Annotated in this window: 17 protein-coding genes and 1 pseudogene; 1 reads left to right on the top strand and 17 read right to left on the bottom strand. The window is 45.0% G+C overall.

The window, feature by feature from the left end; genetic code table 11:
* Window positions 1-208 precede the first annotated feature (208 nt).
* From RUMTOR_RS12215 to RUMTOR_RS13655, 15 genes are all read right to left on the bottom strand, one after another.
* Complete coding sequence (locus tag RUMTOR_RS12215) at window positions 209-730, bottom strand: type II toxin-antitoxin system PemK/MazF family toxin (protein ID WP_004848409.1); 522 nt, start codon at window positions 728-730, stop codon at window positions 209-211.
* Between the two features lie 275 nt (window positions 731-1,005).
* Complete coding sequence (locus RUMTOR_RS12210; protein WP_004848407.1) at window positions 1,006-1,227, bottom strand: UPF0175 family protein; 222 nt, start codon at window positions 1,225-1,227, stop codon at window positions 1,006-1,008.
* Window positions 1,214-1,411, bottom strand: coding sequence for a hypothetical protein (locus tag RUMTOR_RS12205; RefSeq protein ID WP_044998327.1), 198 nt, complete (start codon window positions 1,409-1,411; stop codon window positions 1,214-1,216). Before RUMTOR_RS12205 ends, RUMTOR_RS12210 begins: the two co-directional genes overlap by 14 nt.
* Window positions 1,412-1,953: 542 nt before the next feature.
* Window positions 1,954-2,742 carry a class B sortase gene (locus RUMTOR_RS12195; RefSeq protein ID WP_004848401.1) on the bottom strand — a complete coding sequence of 263 codons (789 nt, stop codon included), beginning with the start codon at window positions 2,740-2,742 and terminating at the stop codon, window positions 1,954-1,956.
* Window positions 2,720-7,102, bottom strand: coding sequence for a SpaA isopeptide-forming pilin-related protein (locus RUMTOR_RS12190; RefSeq protein WP_004848400.1), 4,383 nt, complete (start codon window positions 7,100-7,102; stop codon window positions 2,720-2,722). Before RUMTOR_RS12190 ends, RUMTOR_RS12195 begins: the two co-directional genes overlap by 23 nt.
* Before the next feature lie 54 nt (window positions 7,103-7,156).
* On the bottom strand, window positions 7,157-7,654 hold the full coding sequence (locus RUMTOR_RS12185) for a gamma-glutamylcyclotransferase family protein (RefSeq protein WP_004848398.1): 498 nt from the start codon (window positions 7,652-7,654) through the stop codon (window positions 7,157-7,159).
* Window positions 7,655-7,664: 10 nt separating this feature from the next.
* On the bottom strand, window positions 7,665-8,624 hold the full coding sequence (locus tag RUMTOR_RS12180) for an amidoligase family protein (protein WP_004848397.1): 960 nt from the start codon (window positions 8,622-8,624) through the stop codon (window positions 7,665-7,667).
* Window positions 8,625-8,630: 6 nt separating this feature from the next.
* Complete coding sequence (dcm, locus tag RUMTOR_RS12175) at window positions 8,631-9,920, bottom strand: DNA (cytosine-5-)-methyltransferase (protein ID WP_233434787.1); 1,290 nt, start codon at window positions 9,918-9,920, stop codon at window positions 8,631-8,633.
* An 80-nt stretch (window positions 9,921-10,000) separates the two neighbouring features.
* Window positions 10,001-10,360: a hypothetical protein gene (locus RUMTOR_RS12170; protein WP_044998323.1), complete on the bottom strand. Its 360-nt coding sequence runs from the start codon at window positions 10,358-10,360 to the stop codon at window positions 10,001-10,003.
* A gap of 156 nt (window positions 10,361-10,516) precedes the next feature.
* Window positions 10,517-10,792, bottom strand: coding sequence for a hypothetical protein (locus tag RUMTOR_RS12165; protein WP_018593901.1), 276 nt, complete (start codon window positions 10,790-10,792; stop codon window positions 10,517-10,519).
* On the bottom strand, window positions 10,789-11,697 hold the full coding sequence (locus tag RUMTOR_RS12160; RefSeq protein ID WP_004848388.1) for a ParM/StbA family protein: 909 nt from the start codon (window positions 11,695-11,697) through the stop codon (window positions 10,789-10,791). The genes RUMTOR_RS12165 and RUMTOR_RS12160 overlap by 4 nt, the downstream gene beginning before the upstream one ends.
* Before the next feature lie 116 nt (window positions 11,698-11,813).
* On the bottom strand, window positions 11,814-12,125 hold the full coding sequence (locus RUMTOR_RS12155; protein ID WP_044998319.1) for a DUF5720 family protein: 312 nt from the start codon (window positions 12,123-12,125) through the stop codon (window positions 11,814-11,816).
* A gap of 144 nt (window positions 12,126-12,269) precedes the next feature.
* Complete coding sequence (locus tag RUMTOR_RS12150) at window positions 12,270-12,971, bottom strand: hypothetical protein (RefSeq protein ID WP_004848385.1); 702 nt, start codon at window positions 12,969-12,971, stop codon at window positions 12,270-12,272.
* A gap of 169 nt (window positions 12,972-13,140) precedes the next feature.
* The gene (locus tag RUMTOR_RS12145) at window positions 13,141-13,407 is read right to left on the bottom strand and encodes a hypothetical protein (RefSeq protein ID WP_004848384.1); all 267 of its coding nucleotides are present in this window, start codon (window positions 13,405-13,407) and stop codon (window positions 13,141-13,143) included.
* A gap of 3 nt (window positions 13,408-13,410) precedes the next feature.
* Window positions 13,411-13,542 carry a hypothetical protein gene (locus tag RUMTOR_RS13655; RefSeq protein WP_267897866.1) on the bottom strand — a complete coding sequence of 44 codons (132 nt, stop codon included), beginning with the start codon at window positions 13,540-13,542 and terminating at the stop codon, window positions 13,411-13,413.
* A 117-nt stretch (window positions 13,543-13,659) separates the two neighbouring features.
* Here RUMTOR_RS13655 and RUMTOR_RS12140 point away from each other — a divergent pair, with 117 nt between their 5' ends.
* Window positions 13,660-13,896: a helix-turn-helix domain-containing protein gene (locus RUMTOR_RS12140; protein ID WP_004848380.1), complete on the top strand. Its 237-nt coding sequence runs from the start codon at window positions 13,660-13,662 to the stop codon at window positions 13,894-13,896.
* A gap of 301 nt (window positions 13,897-14,197) precedes the next feature.
* On the opposite strand, the pseudogene RUMTOR_RS12130 reads toward RUMTOR_RS12140, so the two are convergent.
* Window positions 14,198-14,971, bottom strand: a pseudogene (locus RUMTOR_RS12130) (type IV secretory system conjugative DNA transfer family protein); the annotation flags it as partial.
* Entirely contained in the window at window positions 14,958-15,155 is a 198-nt protein-coding gene (locus tag RUMTOR_RS12125; RefSeq protein WP_004848373.1) for a hypothetical protein, read from the bottom strand. The gene RUMTOR_RS12125 and the pseudogene RUMTOR_RS12130, both read right to left, overlap by 14 nt.
* Window positions 15,156-15,167: the final 12 nt, after the last annotated feature.

The raw sequence follows: 15,167 nt of genomic DNA, 5'->3' as shown, positions 1-15,167 counted from the left end.
ACAAATTTTTCCAAAGAAAAACTCCCCAGATAAAACTGGGGAGCCTCCAGAAGCTATACCTTGCGGTCCTACGGCTTCGTTTAAACATTTATAAAGCACCCACTGTATCTTGATTGCTCAAGTGTGGGACTTAATCATAGTATCTCTCTTCTTTTTTATTATATGCAACTACCTTCTCTTTGTCAACAAATTTTTAGCAGTCACATTTTTACAGGTTGTATGCTCTTTTGAATTTTCCTTTTACAAGATTAAAATCTTCCGGTGTTAAAGTACCAATACATCCTCGGTTCGCATCCAGCCTTGACTTACTAACTGCACGTATCTCTTCACATTGAATCATACTGTCTTTATCCAAAAATTCATAAGTATGCATAGACGCGGGTATCGTTCTTCCCGGAATCACTTGTTTTTCTTCATCTTCTGTATCAGAATATAACAAAAACCATGAATCCTGAATTGGTAGACATCGTGCATTTACCTTTCCTTTTGCATCGGTAATACATACCACTACCACTTTTTCGGAATTATTGATTTTATTATTAGACATCACCAATACCGGACGCATTTTATTCTTTTCCGTTCCTACGTTATAGCCTAAATCACAAAACCATATTTGTCCATGTAAAACCTGTCTGTGCTTATTCGTATTAAATTTTGATATCCGATTGTAATTTACTTTATCCTTTGTCCAACTGGCAATATTATAATATTCCTGTGCTTCTTGATTCATTCGTATCACCTACTCATATTTGATAAGATTCATTATAATTCGCCTCATGTGTATCTTCAACTATTTTTTAGACTTTCCAACGAGTTTCCATGCCACAAAAAGTCCTCTCTCATCTATCCCTTAATAACGAAAAGACCCCCGTAGGAGTCTCCCCGGACTACGGGCTTCGCAAGTTTCCGTAGTGCGATCACTAGGCATAGTGTAATCGCTTCTGACACACTTGTCAAGAACAAATGCTTCTGTATTTCACATATCGGCTTTGGCTATCATACAGATTAATGTTTCACTTCTGACAGAAATTCTTCCTCTGTGATACCAACAATCCGAGAACACAATTCCACAGATACTCCATACTCTTTATAAAATCCCAATGCAGTTGCTCTTTTTGCAAAGTCTGTTGCTTGTTCTATTGTTTGCTTTGTATCGTACAATACTTCTTTGGGTATCTCGATGACAACCTGCATGCTCTTCCCCCTTTCACCTTTATCTGACTTCATATCTCTGTCGAAATTCTGTAAAAGCCTCCGATGCTTCCCGCACTCTTCCTCTTTCCATATCCTTATATCCTGCTTCCAGCTTCTGATGAATCTCTTCCACAGTCATGAGATCGGCATTAATAGCACCGTTCATTTTCTGCATTCCATCGAAACCCATACACTCTGTTTTTTCTTTCTGATTCATGGAACACCTCCCTGTCTTTCTGAAATGATTGTAACGCTTTTTCAGACAAATGAACAGAGCTTTTCTATTTTTAAATACTTCTTGAAAATATATTTCAGATAACTGGACGCTACATCCAGATAGCTGCAAAAGTTCCCATCTTTGAACACATTCCGACACTACACCTGTCCACGTTCCGTTGCACATCCCGCAACCTTGAACACTTTTAGGTTATCGTTCTGTCTTTTGCTTGCAGTTGCGTCTCACATTCCGCACTTTTCGGGTACTTTCAAACACTCCCCGGAATATACGGTTCGGGAAAGCCACCAAAGAGCTGGAAAAGCACCTGCCTTTGAACACTTCCCAATATTACAAGATGCCACGACCTGTTGCACATCCCTTAACTTCGAACACTTTTCGTTCCGCATCGCCACTTCCCGTTGCACCTTGTCTCACATTCTGCACTTTTCGGGTACTTTTGAACACTTCCGGCAGGAGAGTGATCCAGAGTACCCCATGATACATCCAGAGAGCTGAAGAAAGTACCCATCTTTGAACACTTTTCACCTTTCAGGTTCTGCTTTTACTGCCACAAGGATGTTCCGGGCCTCCTTCCACTCATAAGAACAGGTTACCAGCGTCAGGGTTGTCTCACAACCTGCACCAGCTACCCCTGTTTCAAACAGCGACAGCGCTTTCGCCTGCGCTACATAAGCCTCCAATTCCTTCGGAATGTGAAAAGATGCCTGCTGGAAGTCGAACATGGACACATCAGCTTTCAATACTGCCGCTATCTGGTACTCTTCCATGCCTTCCGGCGTCTGAAAGAACACCCTGGGATGTGCTTTCCAGTAATCATAGGCGGCGTACCGGTCCAGATTCCCGAACATCGCCCCGCTGTTCATGTTGTGACCGTAAATGGTCAGATTCTTTGATTCTCCCAAAATACAGTCTGCCTGGAGGAACAAACTCCCATTGATGTCGTAGTTTCCCCGGTAATCCCTCCGCAGATAATACTCCGGCTCTTCCCGGCTGCTCTGCATGACCGGATAATCGATCCCAACCTCTGGGATCGTAAGCCAGCCACGAACACCCGGATACCGGCGCTGGAGGGATTGAAGGTCAACGGCAGACACTTCCGGTTCTCTTCCAGCCTGTTCCTCTTTCTCTCCTGGAGAGCCCCCGCCCGGAGGGATGTCCTCCGGGAAGCAGGTTTTTAACTCTTCCACCAGTTCTCGGTTCTGCCGGGGAATCGCCACATAATCATGATAAATTAGTGCCGCACTGAGGATACAGACAGCACACAAGACTGCCTGCAGCATCCACAGCTTATTCTTCTTTTTTCGCTTCATCTGCTTTTTTATGTCTCTTCTTATAGAGCATGGTTGCCATGAGTCCGGCTGCTGATACACCTAAAAGTGCAAACAGAAGGATTGGTTTCCAGTGGTCATCTCCTGTCTGCGGTACACCCGGAGTTTCCGGTGTCCTTGCATCCTTCATTTCCACCTTCTGGACTTCCATGGTATCTTCCAGTGTAAACTTCACATCTTCTGCGATCTCATAGCCTTCCGGCGCTGTGATCTCACGCAGGATCAATTCTTCCCCTACCGGAAGTTTCTCTACCAGATGCGGTTTGCCATCTGTTACCCACTCTTCCAAAACTTCACCATCCTTATTTAAGATCTGAAGCTTGGCTCCTTCCAGTTCCTTTCCGGTGGTGAGGTCTGTTTTGGAGATTTCCACTTTGGAATAGGTATCCTTCATTTCCACCTTGGTCACACTGCCATCTTCCTTTACTTCAAACTCAATATCTTCCGCAGACACATACCCTTCTGCATAAGGCGGCAGTTCTTCATGGAGCGTATATGTTCCCTCTGGCAGTCCATAGACTACGTGCGGTTCTTTTGTGCTGATCCACTCCTCTACAATGTTGCCATCCTGGTCGATGCTCTGAAGCTTCACCCCTTCCAGTTCTTCCCCGGTTGTGGCATCGGTTTTTGTAAACTGGCTTTTCGTTGGCTGATTTTCCACTTCTTTTGTCAGCTTGATTTCTGCAAGGTTCTGGTCTGTGTAAGAGGCATCGATCTCCCAGATTTCCTCATTTGGAAGATACCCCGGCTTTCTCACTTCCTCTTTCACATAATATTTTCCATGATAGAGGTCGCTGTCAAAGGTAAGCTGTCCCTTCTCATCCGTTGCTTTCTTCTCCAGCATCGTGTCCTTTTCTACAAGAACCTCACCCTGCTGGGAGAGGATATCTTCTTTTGCATACAATCCAAAGATCACGCCTTCCAGCTTCTCTTCTGTGACTGCATCCTTCTTTTCTACAGAAATGGAAATCTTCTGTCGCTCATTTTTATAAGCAACCCCTTCATAAACCACTGCCTGAGTATCATCCTCTGCGGTCAGGGTAAATTCTTTCTGTTCCGGGTTCAATACGAAATGGTCGCCTGCTATGGTTTCTTTCAGATAATAAGAGCCCAATGGAAGATTGTTCACCACTGCTTTTCCTTCCTTATCTGTGACCAAAGTTGCCACCAGATCGTCTTTTTCATAACGGATGACCGGATTGCCCTGCTCATCCTTTGCTCCGTCCGGGGAATAAATGGTGTCCTTGGCATACAGTTCAAAGGTTGCCCCTTCCACACCGGATTCTTCATAGACAAAATCATGGAACACTCCGGTATCGGTATCCTCTCCGGTCACTGCATCTTTGATCTTTCCTGCCAGTCTCTTTGCCTTTACAAGCAGGGAATCCCCCTTCACTTCCACTGGCTGTTCTCCGGTTTTGGTCAGTGTCAGGCTGCCCACCTGCTCATCGTTTGGCTGCTCGACTTCCACGATGACTGCCCCGGTATCCGGATCGATCTGATGGGCGGTATTGGAAGAAACCGTGATCACAATTCCCTCTTTTGGGTTCTCTTTGTAACTGCCTTTTCCGGTCACTTCCAATGGAGAAATTATTGTTTCCCCTTCATACAAGGAACTCTCATATCCCTGTCTTACAAACCCTTCCGGTGCTTTTACTTCTTCAATCCGGTAAGTAGAACATTTCAATTCTTCCGGTGTTACCAGATAGCCTTCCTCATTGGTCTTAAAAACGCTGATGGTCTCTTTCTTCGGATAGAATACCGTCTGCTCTACATATTCCTCTTTTTCCATGTCAAAGATTTTATAGGAAGCGCCTGCTTTTAAAACCGGATTGCCTGTCTGTGCATCCTTTTTCACGATCTTTAACAAAAACTCAAATGGACGGTCATCGAAGATCCTCCATACCATCGGTTCTCTGCTGTCCTCATCAACCTTCACCAAAAACGGATCGATGGCTTTCAAGTTCTCCGGTACAGTGCTTTCCTCTACCACATAAAGACCATACGGAAGCTCCGGACTGAGGGCATATCCTTTTTTATCTGTAATAAGCTCCGGTACCGGGACAGCCTTGCCATCCACATAGGTCACTGCCACCTCTTCCTTACTGAAATCATAACCTCGGAAATCTTCCGCAGTAAGCTGCTCGCCATTGGATGGCTGTAGTTCCCCACTCTTTACTTTGGACAGGTTGCTGACTAAATACACTTTAAATCCTGCCCCTTCCACAAGGTCTGTTTCTGTCTGGTCTCCATCTTCGCTGATCTTGATCAGCTGGAACGCCTGCTTTTTCACCTGTTCCTGTACCGTCAGGTCCCTGGTTACCTCTGCCACTTCCTGTCCTTCGTAAGCAAGGTCCACCTCATACTCTATTGGATCTACCGTATAGCCTTCCGGCGGAGTGATCTCTTTCACATACATTTTTCCCAGATACAATTCGGAAAAATCTAAGGTACCATCCTCCTTGATCACGCCCTGTGCGATGAGGCTGTCTTTTTTGAACAGAACCCTCGTCTTTCCATCCGGGTGGACGATATCCTCTCTGGCATACAGACCATACACAGCCCCGGCAAGGGAACTATCCCCCTGGGGAAGAAAGGCCTGTGTCTCCTTATCGAACTTTTGGATATGGACAGCGCCTCGTACCCTCTCATCAGTTGCTGAGATGGTGACCGTCTTTCCGGCTTCCACATCCACCTTATGGATCACATCACTCTGTGCATACTTGTCCGGAGCCTTGATCTCTTTCACATATACTGTTTTGATGGCTACCTCAAAATAATCACTGACTGCTTTTCCCTCTTCCCCAGTGACTGGCATTTCCATCAAAAGATGCTCACACTTGCTGTCTGTATAAATGCCATACACTGCACCGTCTAAAGGATTCTTGGTATCCGCATCCTGTTTGAAAAGCTCGATCCTTGTCATCTCCAGCCAGTCTACCGTAAAACTTACTGGATTGGCTTTCTCCGATTCAAAGACTCCAATGTCCTGATTGCTGTTTCCTGTGGATAATATCAGTGTTCTCCAGGTTTCCCCTACAGAACCATGCAGCTCCCCGGAGGAATATTTTCCGGTATGAAGCATTGGGGCAGTCAAATAAAAGGTATCCCCGCCATAGATCTTCAGCGCACCATTCTCTGCGGAAGTTCCCTTTGTCTTGTTATAAATGGTGATGTCTTTTGGTACATGGACTGAAATGTAGTTTCGGTGATCCCCGGACAATGTGATATCCGGTGTTTTCTGTACATTTCCATTTCGGACTGCTTTTACAGAAGTCTTGGAAAGAGAAATTTCTCCCTTCGGCGGCTCTTCCATAGCAAACAGGTGGTCAATATAGGCGATCACGCCTGCGTTTACCAGGTCTTCATACTTACATCCTGTAAATCCTGCCTCACCTGCATAGGCATAGCTGGCTGCGATGTGGGTATATACATATTTCTCTTCTGCACTTTTCCCGGACAGATAACTACCTGTAATATCCCCGGCACCGCCATAACCATAATACAGCACCTTCTGCAAGTTCTTATTGCTGTCCAGTACCTGTGCCACATAGTCACCACTCGGCGGTGAGAAACGATGGGATTCCAGACAGTAAGCGATCTTTCCATTGACCGTAAACCAGCAGGTTAAGTAATTTCCAATATAACTTGGATAGTAGATGGTCTCTCCTTTTTCCAGATGTACGGTTTCCCTTGCTCGGAAAGTATTTTCCGCACCGGAAAGCATCATCACTTCCCCATCCTCAATCTTTTCTTCCAGTTCCCTTGCTGCCTGTGCATCCGCATCTTCCCCGGATACCGTCACTTCCACATCCGGGATTTCCTGCACAGGCGTCTCCGAATCTTCTTCAGAATTCGTATCCTCCTTCTGTTTCTGACCGCCATTTTCTTCTGTATGAGCCTGCCCTTCCGTATCCGTCAGGATGATCTTTCTGCTCACAGAATAGCTGTCACGCGCATCCTTTGGCACAACCCAGTAGGTTGCGATATAAGTTCCTTCCTGGTCAGGATGGTAGCTCCCTCCATCTTCCGCTTCAATACGCTCTAACGTAACATCCTCTTTTTCCGGATTGTAATGGATGCCTTCCATACAAGTCTCTACCATAAAATCCTTGTCGGAAATATCTTTCGTGATATCTTCTGCTGTTACCAAATGTTTCGCAGCTTCTGAAACTTCCTCTGTCTGTTCCGTTTCAGATATTTCTGCGCTCTCCGTCACTGGCTCTGACGGATTTTTTGTTTCTGCCGCATGGACATCCGCTAAGTTCCCCAGCGGACTATGCCCCATAAGCAGTGCGAGCCCAAAAGCTGCAAGTCTTGTTTTGATATTTCTGCTCTTCATTGCATTCTCCTTTTTTCGTTAAAAATACCGCAGAGGCTTTCCCCTGCGGCTTTGTTATCTACTGACTTCTGTTTTCTTGTGACTGGCTTTTTGCTTTCCCACTTCCTGTCTGGTACGCTTTAGCGCATCGGTCACAGATCGGCTGGAAATCCCATTCTGATGGCAGCCTTCCACGATCCCCATAAAATAAAGATCCGAGGGGATGGCAGGCTGATCCTTATAGGGTGCATTCATGGTATATGCCATGACTTCCCGTTTCACACCATCCTTTCCCTGAACAAAAACAGGCTCCTTCCCATACAGGTGGGGATACCCTTCATAAAAGTCCAGGCTTTTTTCACACTCCGGTGTGATCTTCCAAAGCACCCCTTCCACCTGGCTGCCCTCTTCCGGCAAAATAGTGGCAACACCGCATCCTTTTCCCCTGCCACAAAAGATCAGGCGGTATCCCTCCAGCTTGACATTCTCCACTACGGAAGCTGCCGGACAGCGGTACGCCATCTGGTCTAAGTTCATGTTGCTGCCATAGGCAAAATAATAGGTTTCTTTCATCTCTTACCTCCTAACGGGCATCCTCTGCCCGATGATTTCGATTCAAACATTCATAGGTACTGCGGTCATATCTCCATGCTCTGTCACCCTCCAGATTGGCAAGCAGATGTTCCCGGACATTCTTATATTCCGGTCCAATGAGTCCCAGCCGCAATAAAAAAGTACGGAAGGTAAATGCCGGATTCTCTGTAATCTCCGTTTTCCGCATCTGGGTACATTTCTGATTGATGGCCTGGGCAGAGATGGCAAGAGCCAAAGTGATATTTGCCCGCACTTTTCCTGCATGGAGGGTACTCTCAAAACATCTCCACTCCAAAGTTCCTTTGGAAAATACTGCATGAAGGTTCAACGCATAGTACCGGGTGCTGTCATAATGACTATTGCTTCCGTCCCTGCCCTCATACCATACCCGTTTCAACTTTTCCATGGAAATGGTGTTGTTTGGCATCCGGCGGATCTTCTCCAGCACAATAGGGCGTACCTTCTGGCAATACTCCTGTTCTCTTGATGTCTGTACCTTCAATGCCTTGAACAGGATATCCTCTTTGGAATACATAATGGTCATAGCATTTTTGAGGCTTCTTGGTGTGTGATTGGAAGCGTCCACATGCACATGCTGCCCGCAGGATGCATTTACCTTCGCCCCATGATGCCTGAGACACCGCACCACTTCCTGCAGCTTTCCCATTTCTCCATAGGACAATTTCGGACTGACCATTTCGGTGCTGTATTCACTTCCAGCACGAACCATGCGTCCACGCTCCCTGCGTTCCGTATAAATGCTTCCATCATACATGAACTTCCATTTCTTTCCTTCCTGATCTGTCACAGACCAGACCCCATAATATCCACCGTCGCAAACTGCCCTTGTTCCAAACAGTTCTGCTACTTTCTCCGCAGCCCTCTGCCTGGTGATCCCTGTCATCTCAATCTCTGTACCGAAATATTGATCCTGAATTCCAATTGCCATACTGCCTTACCTCTTTGTCTTTTCATCCTCTGCCCGGATTTCTGCATCTGCCTGCCGAAGAAGCGTTCCGATGGCTTCGATCACGTTGACGGTCACTCCATTTCCGGCCTGTTTATACAGCTGGCTGTCCGAAGTCTCCTGTTCTATGCGGTCAATCTGCCAATCATAAAAACCCTGCAGCCGCAGACACTCCCTTGGCACCAGCCTCCGGATTCTGCCCCGATAGGCAACTCCATGCCGGTCTGTGGCAGTAATAGTGAACATCGGCTCTTCCGGCTCCTTCATCCTCCGGCCATTCTGCCGGGTTTCTTCTCTTCCCGGAGTCAGAACTGCCCTGGCACCTTCCTCTTTTAAGACACCAGAGCATTCCCCTTTATGATTATGGATGCCGGACTGTCTGGTATTCAGACACCTGCACTGCTCTGTGACAAGAGGTGGCACAGACAGATCCACAAAATGAAGCGTTCCCTGCTGGATTCCTGTAGTAAGGGTATGGGCGATCTGATGCCCCACACGCCCTCTTCTGGTATTCATGCCTGCATATCCTAAGTCAATGCTGTCTCCCGGATACGCCATCTTATATCCCTGCTTGGTATTCTCCTTGATGGGAATACCCATCTCATACAATCCAGTTTTTCCACCCATACCGCCTGCCAGCGATGTCAAAGTACAGCTTAATCCTTCCGGGCTGTACACTCTTTTCCCCTGGCTGCCTGTTCGGATTTGTATAAGAGACGTTCCATTTGCTGCTGGGAAAGGTAATATTTTTCCGGCACATCTTCGATCAAGATATCCGACAAGATACACCCGTTTTCTGGATTGGGGGACTCCAAAATCCTTGCTGTTAAGCACTTTCCATTCCACACCGTACCCCAGCTCAGATAAGGTACTGAGGATGGTGTGAAACGTCCTGCCTTTGTCATGCGAAAGCAGTCCGGGAACATTTTCAAGGATGAAATACGCAGGTCGCTTGTCTGCAACCAGTCTGGCAATCTCGAAGAACAGAGTTCCTCTGGCATCTGCAAATCCTTCCCGCTTTCCGGCGATAGAGAATGCCTGGCAAGGAAATCCTGCACACAAAAGATCAAAGTCCGGCATTCGTTCAGTTTCGATTGTTCTTGCGTCATTGCAAAACCACTCCCCTTCTGTGTCGAACAGCAATCGGTAGTTCTTATCCGCATAAGCATCCACCTCGCAGTGTCCCACACAGGTAAAACCGCCTGCACGTCTTAACCCTTCCCGGAATCCCCCGATTCCGCTGAATAAATCAAAAAATCGAATGGTTGCGGCTATCAACCTCCTTTGCTGAAAAAAAGCAGGCGGCATGGTTTTTCTCCCACACCGCCTGCTGGTTTTATAGTTCTATGTGTTTGGCATTATGCGATCTCTTCGGTTTCTTCCAGATTATCTATTTCTTCCGGCTGTTCCAGTTCCTGCCATTTGGCTTCTACCTCTTCCACCGCTTTTTCGATGATGCGGATGATAAAATCTTTCTGTTTGATGCCTTCCTTTGTGACTGCCCATTTGACTCTCTGGAATAATTCCTCTGTGACCTGTACTGCTAATGTTCTTTTTTCCATGCTTTCTTCTCCTTTGCCTTCCAGCCTGTTAAAGTGTTCTTCGATCACCTGCCGGATAAAGATCTGTGTACTTGTTTCCTTTTCTTCGATCTCGGCTCGTACCTTCTCATGTAATTCCACCGGGATCTTTCCGCATATGTTCTTCATCTCTGCCATAAGCGCTTTCCCCTTTCGTTTTGTTATACACAACATACTCCCAAATTTGAAAGAAAGCTATTCACAATACCCACTAAAGAAACCATGTCAAATGTATGCAAAACCAAAGCATATCCAACAATGCCATGCTTTCCTTGCCCATAGGCCTCACCCCCTTTACTCCTGCTCCATCTGAAATAAAAAATCCAGCATCTGACCGGGAATTTCTTCCTTTTCCTGTGCTGGCGTCCGTTCCACATCGCCACATTTTAACTCTTCCCGAACAGCCTCCTGAATGAGTCTTTTTAATGTTTCTCTCTCTTCTTGTTCCAGAATCACATCCACCAGATACTGATTCCTCTGCCCTGCCGGAATTTCCATCAAAAGCTGCCACGCTTTTTCATGTTCCGGGTTCTTAAGGTTTGGGCGGAAGGAAAAGACCGGGCGGCTCACAGCGTCCTCATCTGCCCCACAATCCGTTCATATCCGGCAGCGTTGGCATGGATATCCGTCAGGTAAATCGGGCGGCACAGGCGGTCCTGCTCGCTTACACGATGTTTAAAAATAGCAGCACCGCCTCCCATGAAAACGGAAGGGACTGCCCGCAGGTCAAAGCCTGCCTCGGTGATCGCAGACAGGATTTTTTCAATATAAAGCCTGCCCTGCCTCTCAATCAAAGACACCACTTCCGCAGGCATGCTGCTGGGTTTTCCATGTAAGACACGCTCGATCTGCGTCTCCGTTACCGACAGCCCTGTATTTCTCCTTACCTGTTCCCTGATCTCATCCATACAGCGGATGACCCCCAGTTCCAGGCTTCTACAGGTAGCTGCGTTAGGAACAGCATTATCAAGCCGCATCAAGTCCACCGTCCAACCTCCGATATCCACAAGAAGCACAGAAGGCTCATCTTTTAAATACTCTGGATAAAGAGCCAGGGCTGAATATCCCTGGGGGAACAGTTTCACATCCTCAATCTGGATCTCATAGCGTTCCCCTTCGTAGAAAAAACGGATTGGCTGTTCCTTCCGAAACAGATACTCCTTGAATTTCTGTTTTTCCCTTCCAAACCCGGTAAGGGGAAGTCCGGCTGCAAGAACAACCTTCGCTGTCCTTTCCCCCTTTCGCTTTCGGATCTCCTGTGCCAGTGCTGCCAGCGTCAACAGATAATAATTGTCGTTGGCGGTCTTGTCCTTTACCAATGTCTGTCTCCCAGTCCCACACACATAATATTCTCCCCTGTACTGGAGGACATTCTGCATGGTATAGGGTTCATACTCATACCGGATGATCCCTGTGGGGAAACACACCTGCTTTGTTTTAATGGCGTAATATCCATGATCGATTCCGATAATCATTGCTTACCACTCCCTTCTTTTCTATTCTATGTTAAGTTTCCGGTGAAAGAGCCCTTGCCCCCGAAGGCGCGCCCCGGCAGACATTCTTTTCTTTCCAGCCTGTTTTTTCCCTACTTCTAGTCTTGAAAAAATGTTTGGACTGGAAGATAATGCAGTGTTCCTTCCAAAACAAGCGCCTGTCTTTGAAAACGAAAGATTCCTTGGTTCTGTAACTCCACCATTTCGTAATATGCTTTCTTTGTTAAAAAGTAACGATGATATATTCCCGCGTCTCCAAACTGCTCCGTCTGCTCCAACACCAAAAACTCCACCATATACCTGGTATCCGGTGCAAACCGTTTTTCACATAGCATGGCATCTCCCTGGACTGCCTTCACACCCTCCGCCTCTCTGGCTACTGCCAATAATTCATGGATACTGATACTCACGTTTGCTATCACCTCCCTTCGAAGCCTTTTTCTTCGTATTTCTATACTTAATTTTCTGCGAAAAAAAGACAGGCACCTACACGATGTCTGTCTCTGTGGGATCTTCCAATCCCCTTTTATATGATTTTTATATAATTTATCTTTTTATTTTGCTATTTTCAATTCCATAAATTCTCTTTTTGCTCGATTCACGCTATCGAACTTTTTATCCCACTTTTTTCGTACTTCTGATTGTTTTAATACCTGTTTCAATGTATAGTCATCAAAATATGTAATCTTCTTAGAAGTATAATATTTTTTACAATAACTTTCATATGTAGAAATTAGCCTCGCTTCACATTCATCTGGTTCATAATCAGGATCATATTGTTTAAGAACATCCTCCAAATCTTCTGATAAATAAAATAAATCTGGTGGATACTGCGTAGCAACCACTTCTCCCTCATATTCAATCGGGAATGGTTTAGTATTAATTCCTTCTTTTTCTAATTTATATTCAAAGTATGAAAATAAACTATTCGCATTTATTTGTATATCATTATAGACACTAATCTCTTTATATGCTTCTAAAAGCGAATTCAATTTTTTTAATTCTTTTTTCTTGAAATATCTTACACTATATTCTCTTGCGATTTCTTCTATCTTCTTGTAATTATTTCTTGAATAGCTGTCATTTAATATACTAATAATCGGATGAATGACCGACATTTTCAGATTATTTCTATTCCCTTTACGGTAATAAGCTGCCGAAATTATCAAAGAAATTATACCAGATAATAAAACCGTAAATAAAGTAAATATATTTGCATTCCAATTCTCTAAAAACCACTTTATAAACTCTTCCATATTTCTTACCTCATGTATTTTCAATTCTTTCTCAATAGATAATATACCATAAATCCCTTTCCTTTTCCATTTAATACCATTACCGCATTATCTAATCAAATAATCTCTTTTCTTTTATTTCTAAATTTAAGCATCCTAAAAATACATCTTTAATCATAAAGACAGGCACCTACACGATGTCTGTCTCTGTGGGATCTACCATCTCTTTTTCCTGATATTGTTGTTTTATAATTTGTTCCAGCTGTTTCCGAACTTCCTCATCCAATATCTGTGTGCAAAATTCCTGTATCCATCGTTCATGCAAATGCTCATCTGCTTCTGTAGACTCCAAGGACACGATGCTGCAGGTTTCATCATATAATAATTCCAACTGGCGAAATTGTTCGCCAAACTGCCCTGCAAATTCATTCCAGATTTCTAGGTTATATAATTTCAAGCCTTAAAAATCAGTCACATATGTCAGCCTGTCCAAATCTGAAAATGTCATTTTTTCTATTCCCATCAGGATTGCCCTGTCACGCTTTCCACATAAAAACAGGAAAGCAAACCGTTCTATATCGCTCTGATACATAATCATTCCCCTTTGCATAAATAATTCCTTATTACGAAACATTATAAAAAGTGAACTCAGTAAAATCAATATAAAGTTTCTTTATTACGAAACATCAAGGAATGAGAGGACTCTATCATGCAGAAGATCAGACCAGACATGGATATCGGCAAAAATATCCAAGCCATCCGTTATCAAAACAAACTTACGCAAGACCAGGTCATTGCAAAGTTAAACCTGATGGGTATCTCCATGTCCAAAAGTACCTATGCTAAACTGGAGACCAACCGTATGAACATCAAGGTATCGGAACTTGTTGCCCTTGCAAAAATCTTCCATACCGATATCAACACATTCTTTTCCGGGCTTCTCTAAACCGGAAAAGAAACATTTCCTATAATTCTTCTCCCCTCTTCTTTTCCCCCTCTCCTTTATCTTTGTTCCCTCCACTCTCTCTTACATTGGGATTGCTTTTGAAATAATTCCTCATATCGAAGAAGTATATCCATACTGTCTTGTGTAAAATCAAAGGACTGAAGCACAAGGTATCGCGGCAATGCACTTGGGACATATGCCAATTGTTCCAACTGCTTAGATGTGTATTTTTTTTTTCTGGCTTCACTATATGGCAAAAGACCGCATTCCGTCTTATACGCTGGAATACGGTCTTTCTTCATTTCCTGTCCCTTGGTGCTTCGTATTTGAGATAGAATACCAAAGACAAAAGCAGCATACTTGCCGCCGTATCCCAGAACGGGTCTTGCGACTGGCTGCCTTTCGGGGTCGTTGCCTTAAAAAGATTGGTCACAAGCCTTTGCACATCGTTATCGTTCTTCAGATAGACAAAGGGATTATAACAATGGCTCTTGTGCATATTGATAAGGTCAAGGACACGCACCTCATATCCTTTCTTTTCAAGCAGTCCTCCCACATCTCGGACGATTTCTCCCTTTGGGTCTAAAACCACCATAGATGTGTTGCATTGCATAGCGTTGGGCTTGCAAAAGAAGCGGGTTTTTCCCGCCCCAGAACCGCCGCAGCAAAGAATGTTCAAGTTTCGGCGGTGCTTTTTCCCATCCAGACCGATACGGACATTCTGTGTCAGCAGCTTATTCGCAGACGGGTTCTTGTCTTGATATTTTTTGTTGATAGCACTTGCGTTGCCCCATTTTGCAGAACCGTGTTCCTCACGCCTGCGGTAATTCTTTCGTGTGGAAAGATAGATACCGATCCCCATCCCGTAAGCAAGCAAAAAAAGAAGGACAGTTTTTACGCTGTCCTCACACACCGTTATGTGAAACGGGTTGTTCATTGCTATGGGTAGGTTTTCAATAATTTCCACCAGACCGCCATCTACATACGGGGCGGTCAAGAGAGCAAACCACACGATGGGAAGAATACCGCAGACGGCAAGGATCAGGCTCGTTTTCTGATCGTTATCGTTCCTCACGGCACTTGCAGGGCAGCACCCTGACCTTTCTGCTCGGAGCTTCGGACACCTTGATAATCAGTTCATCCACAGGGTCGGTGGGGCGTTCCTCCTGTAACTGCTGTGTCCGCAAGGTGTTTAAGGCACGGATGACAATATTTTTATCATAAGCGTCCAATGCCAGATGGTAGCGTTCTTCTTTCATAAGCAGCACCTC

The organism is [Ruminococcus] torques ATCC 27756 (assembly GCF_000153925.1).
GTDB classification, from domain to species: domain Bacteria; phylum Bacillota; class Clostridia; order Lachnospirales; family Lachnospiraceae; genus Mediterraneibacter; species Mediterraneibacter torques.
This window is presented reverse-complemented; position numbering and strand designations above follow the sequence as displayed.

Coding starts and splice junctions, on each gene's coding strand:
- RUMTOR_RS12215 (WP_004848409.1), bottom strand. CDS start 730: ATGAATCAAGAAGCACAGGAATATTATAATATTGCCAGTTGGACAAAG.
- RUMTOR_RS12210 (WP_004848407.1), bottom strand. CDS start 1,227: ATGAAGTCAGATAAAGGTGAAAGGGGGAAGAGCATGCAGGTTGTCATC.
- RUMTOR_RS12205 (WP_044998327.1), bottom strand. CDS start 1,411: ATGAATCAGAAAGAAAAAACAGAGTGTATGGGTTTCGATGGAATGCAG.
- RUMTOR_RS12195 (WP_004848401.1), bottom strand. CDS start 2,742: ATGAAGCGAAAAAAGAAGAATAAGCTGTGGATGCTGCAGGCAGTCTTG.
- RUMTOR_RS12190 (WP_004848400.1), bottom strand. CDS start 7,102: ATGAAGAGCAGAAATATCAAAACAAGACTTGCAGCTTTTGGGCTCGCA.
- RUMTOR_RS12185 (WP_004848398.1), bottom strand. CDS start 7,654: ATGAAAGAAACCTATTATTTTGCCTATGGCAGCAACATGAACTTAGAC.
- RUMTOR_RS12180 (WP_004848397.1), bottom strand. CDS start 8,624: ATGGCAATTGGAATTCAGGATCAATATTTCGGTACAGAGATTGAGATG.
- RUMTOR_RS12170 (WP_044998323.1), bottom strand. CDS start 10,360: ATGGCAGAGATGAAGAACATATGCGGAAAGATCCCGGTGGAATTACAT.
- RUMTOR_RS12160 (WP_004848388.1), bottom strand. CDS start 11,697: ATGATTATCGGAATCGATCATGGATATTACGCCATTAAAACAAAGCAG.
- RUMTOR_RS12150 (WP_004848385.1), bottom strand. CDS start 12,971: ATGGAAGAGTTTATAAAGTGGTTTTTAGAGAATTGGAATGCAAATATA.
- RUMTOR_RS13655 (WP_267897866.1), bottom strand. CDS start 13,542: ATGTATCAGAGCGATATAGAACGGTTTGCTTTCCTGTTTTTATGTGGA.
- RUMTOR_RS12140 (WP_004848380.1), top strand. CDS start 13,660: ATGCAGAAGATCAGACCAGACATGGATATCGGCAAAAATATCCAAGCC.
- RUMTOR_RS12125 (WP_004848373.1), bottom strand. CDS start 15,155: ATGAAAGAAGAACGCTACCATCTGGCATTGGACGCTTATGATAAAAAT.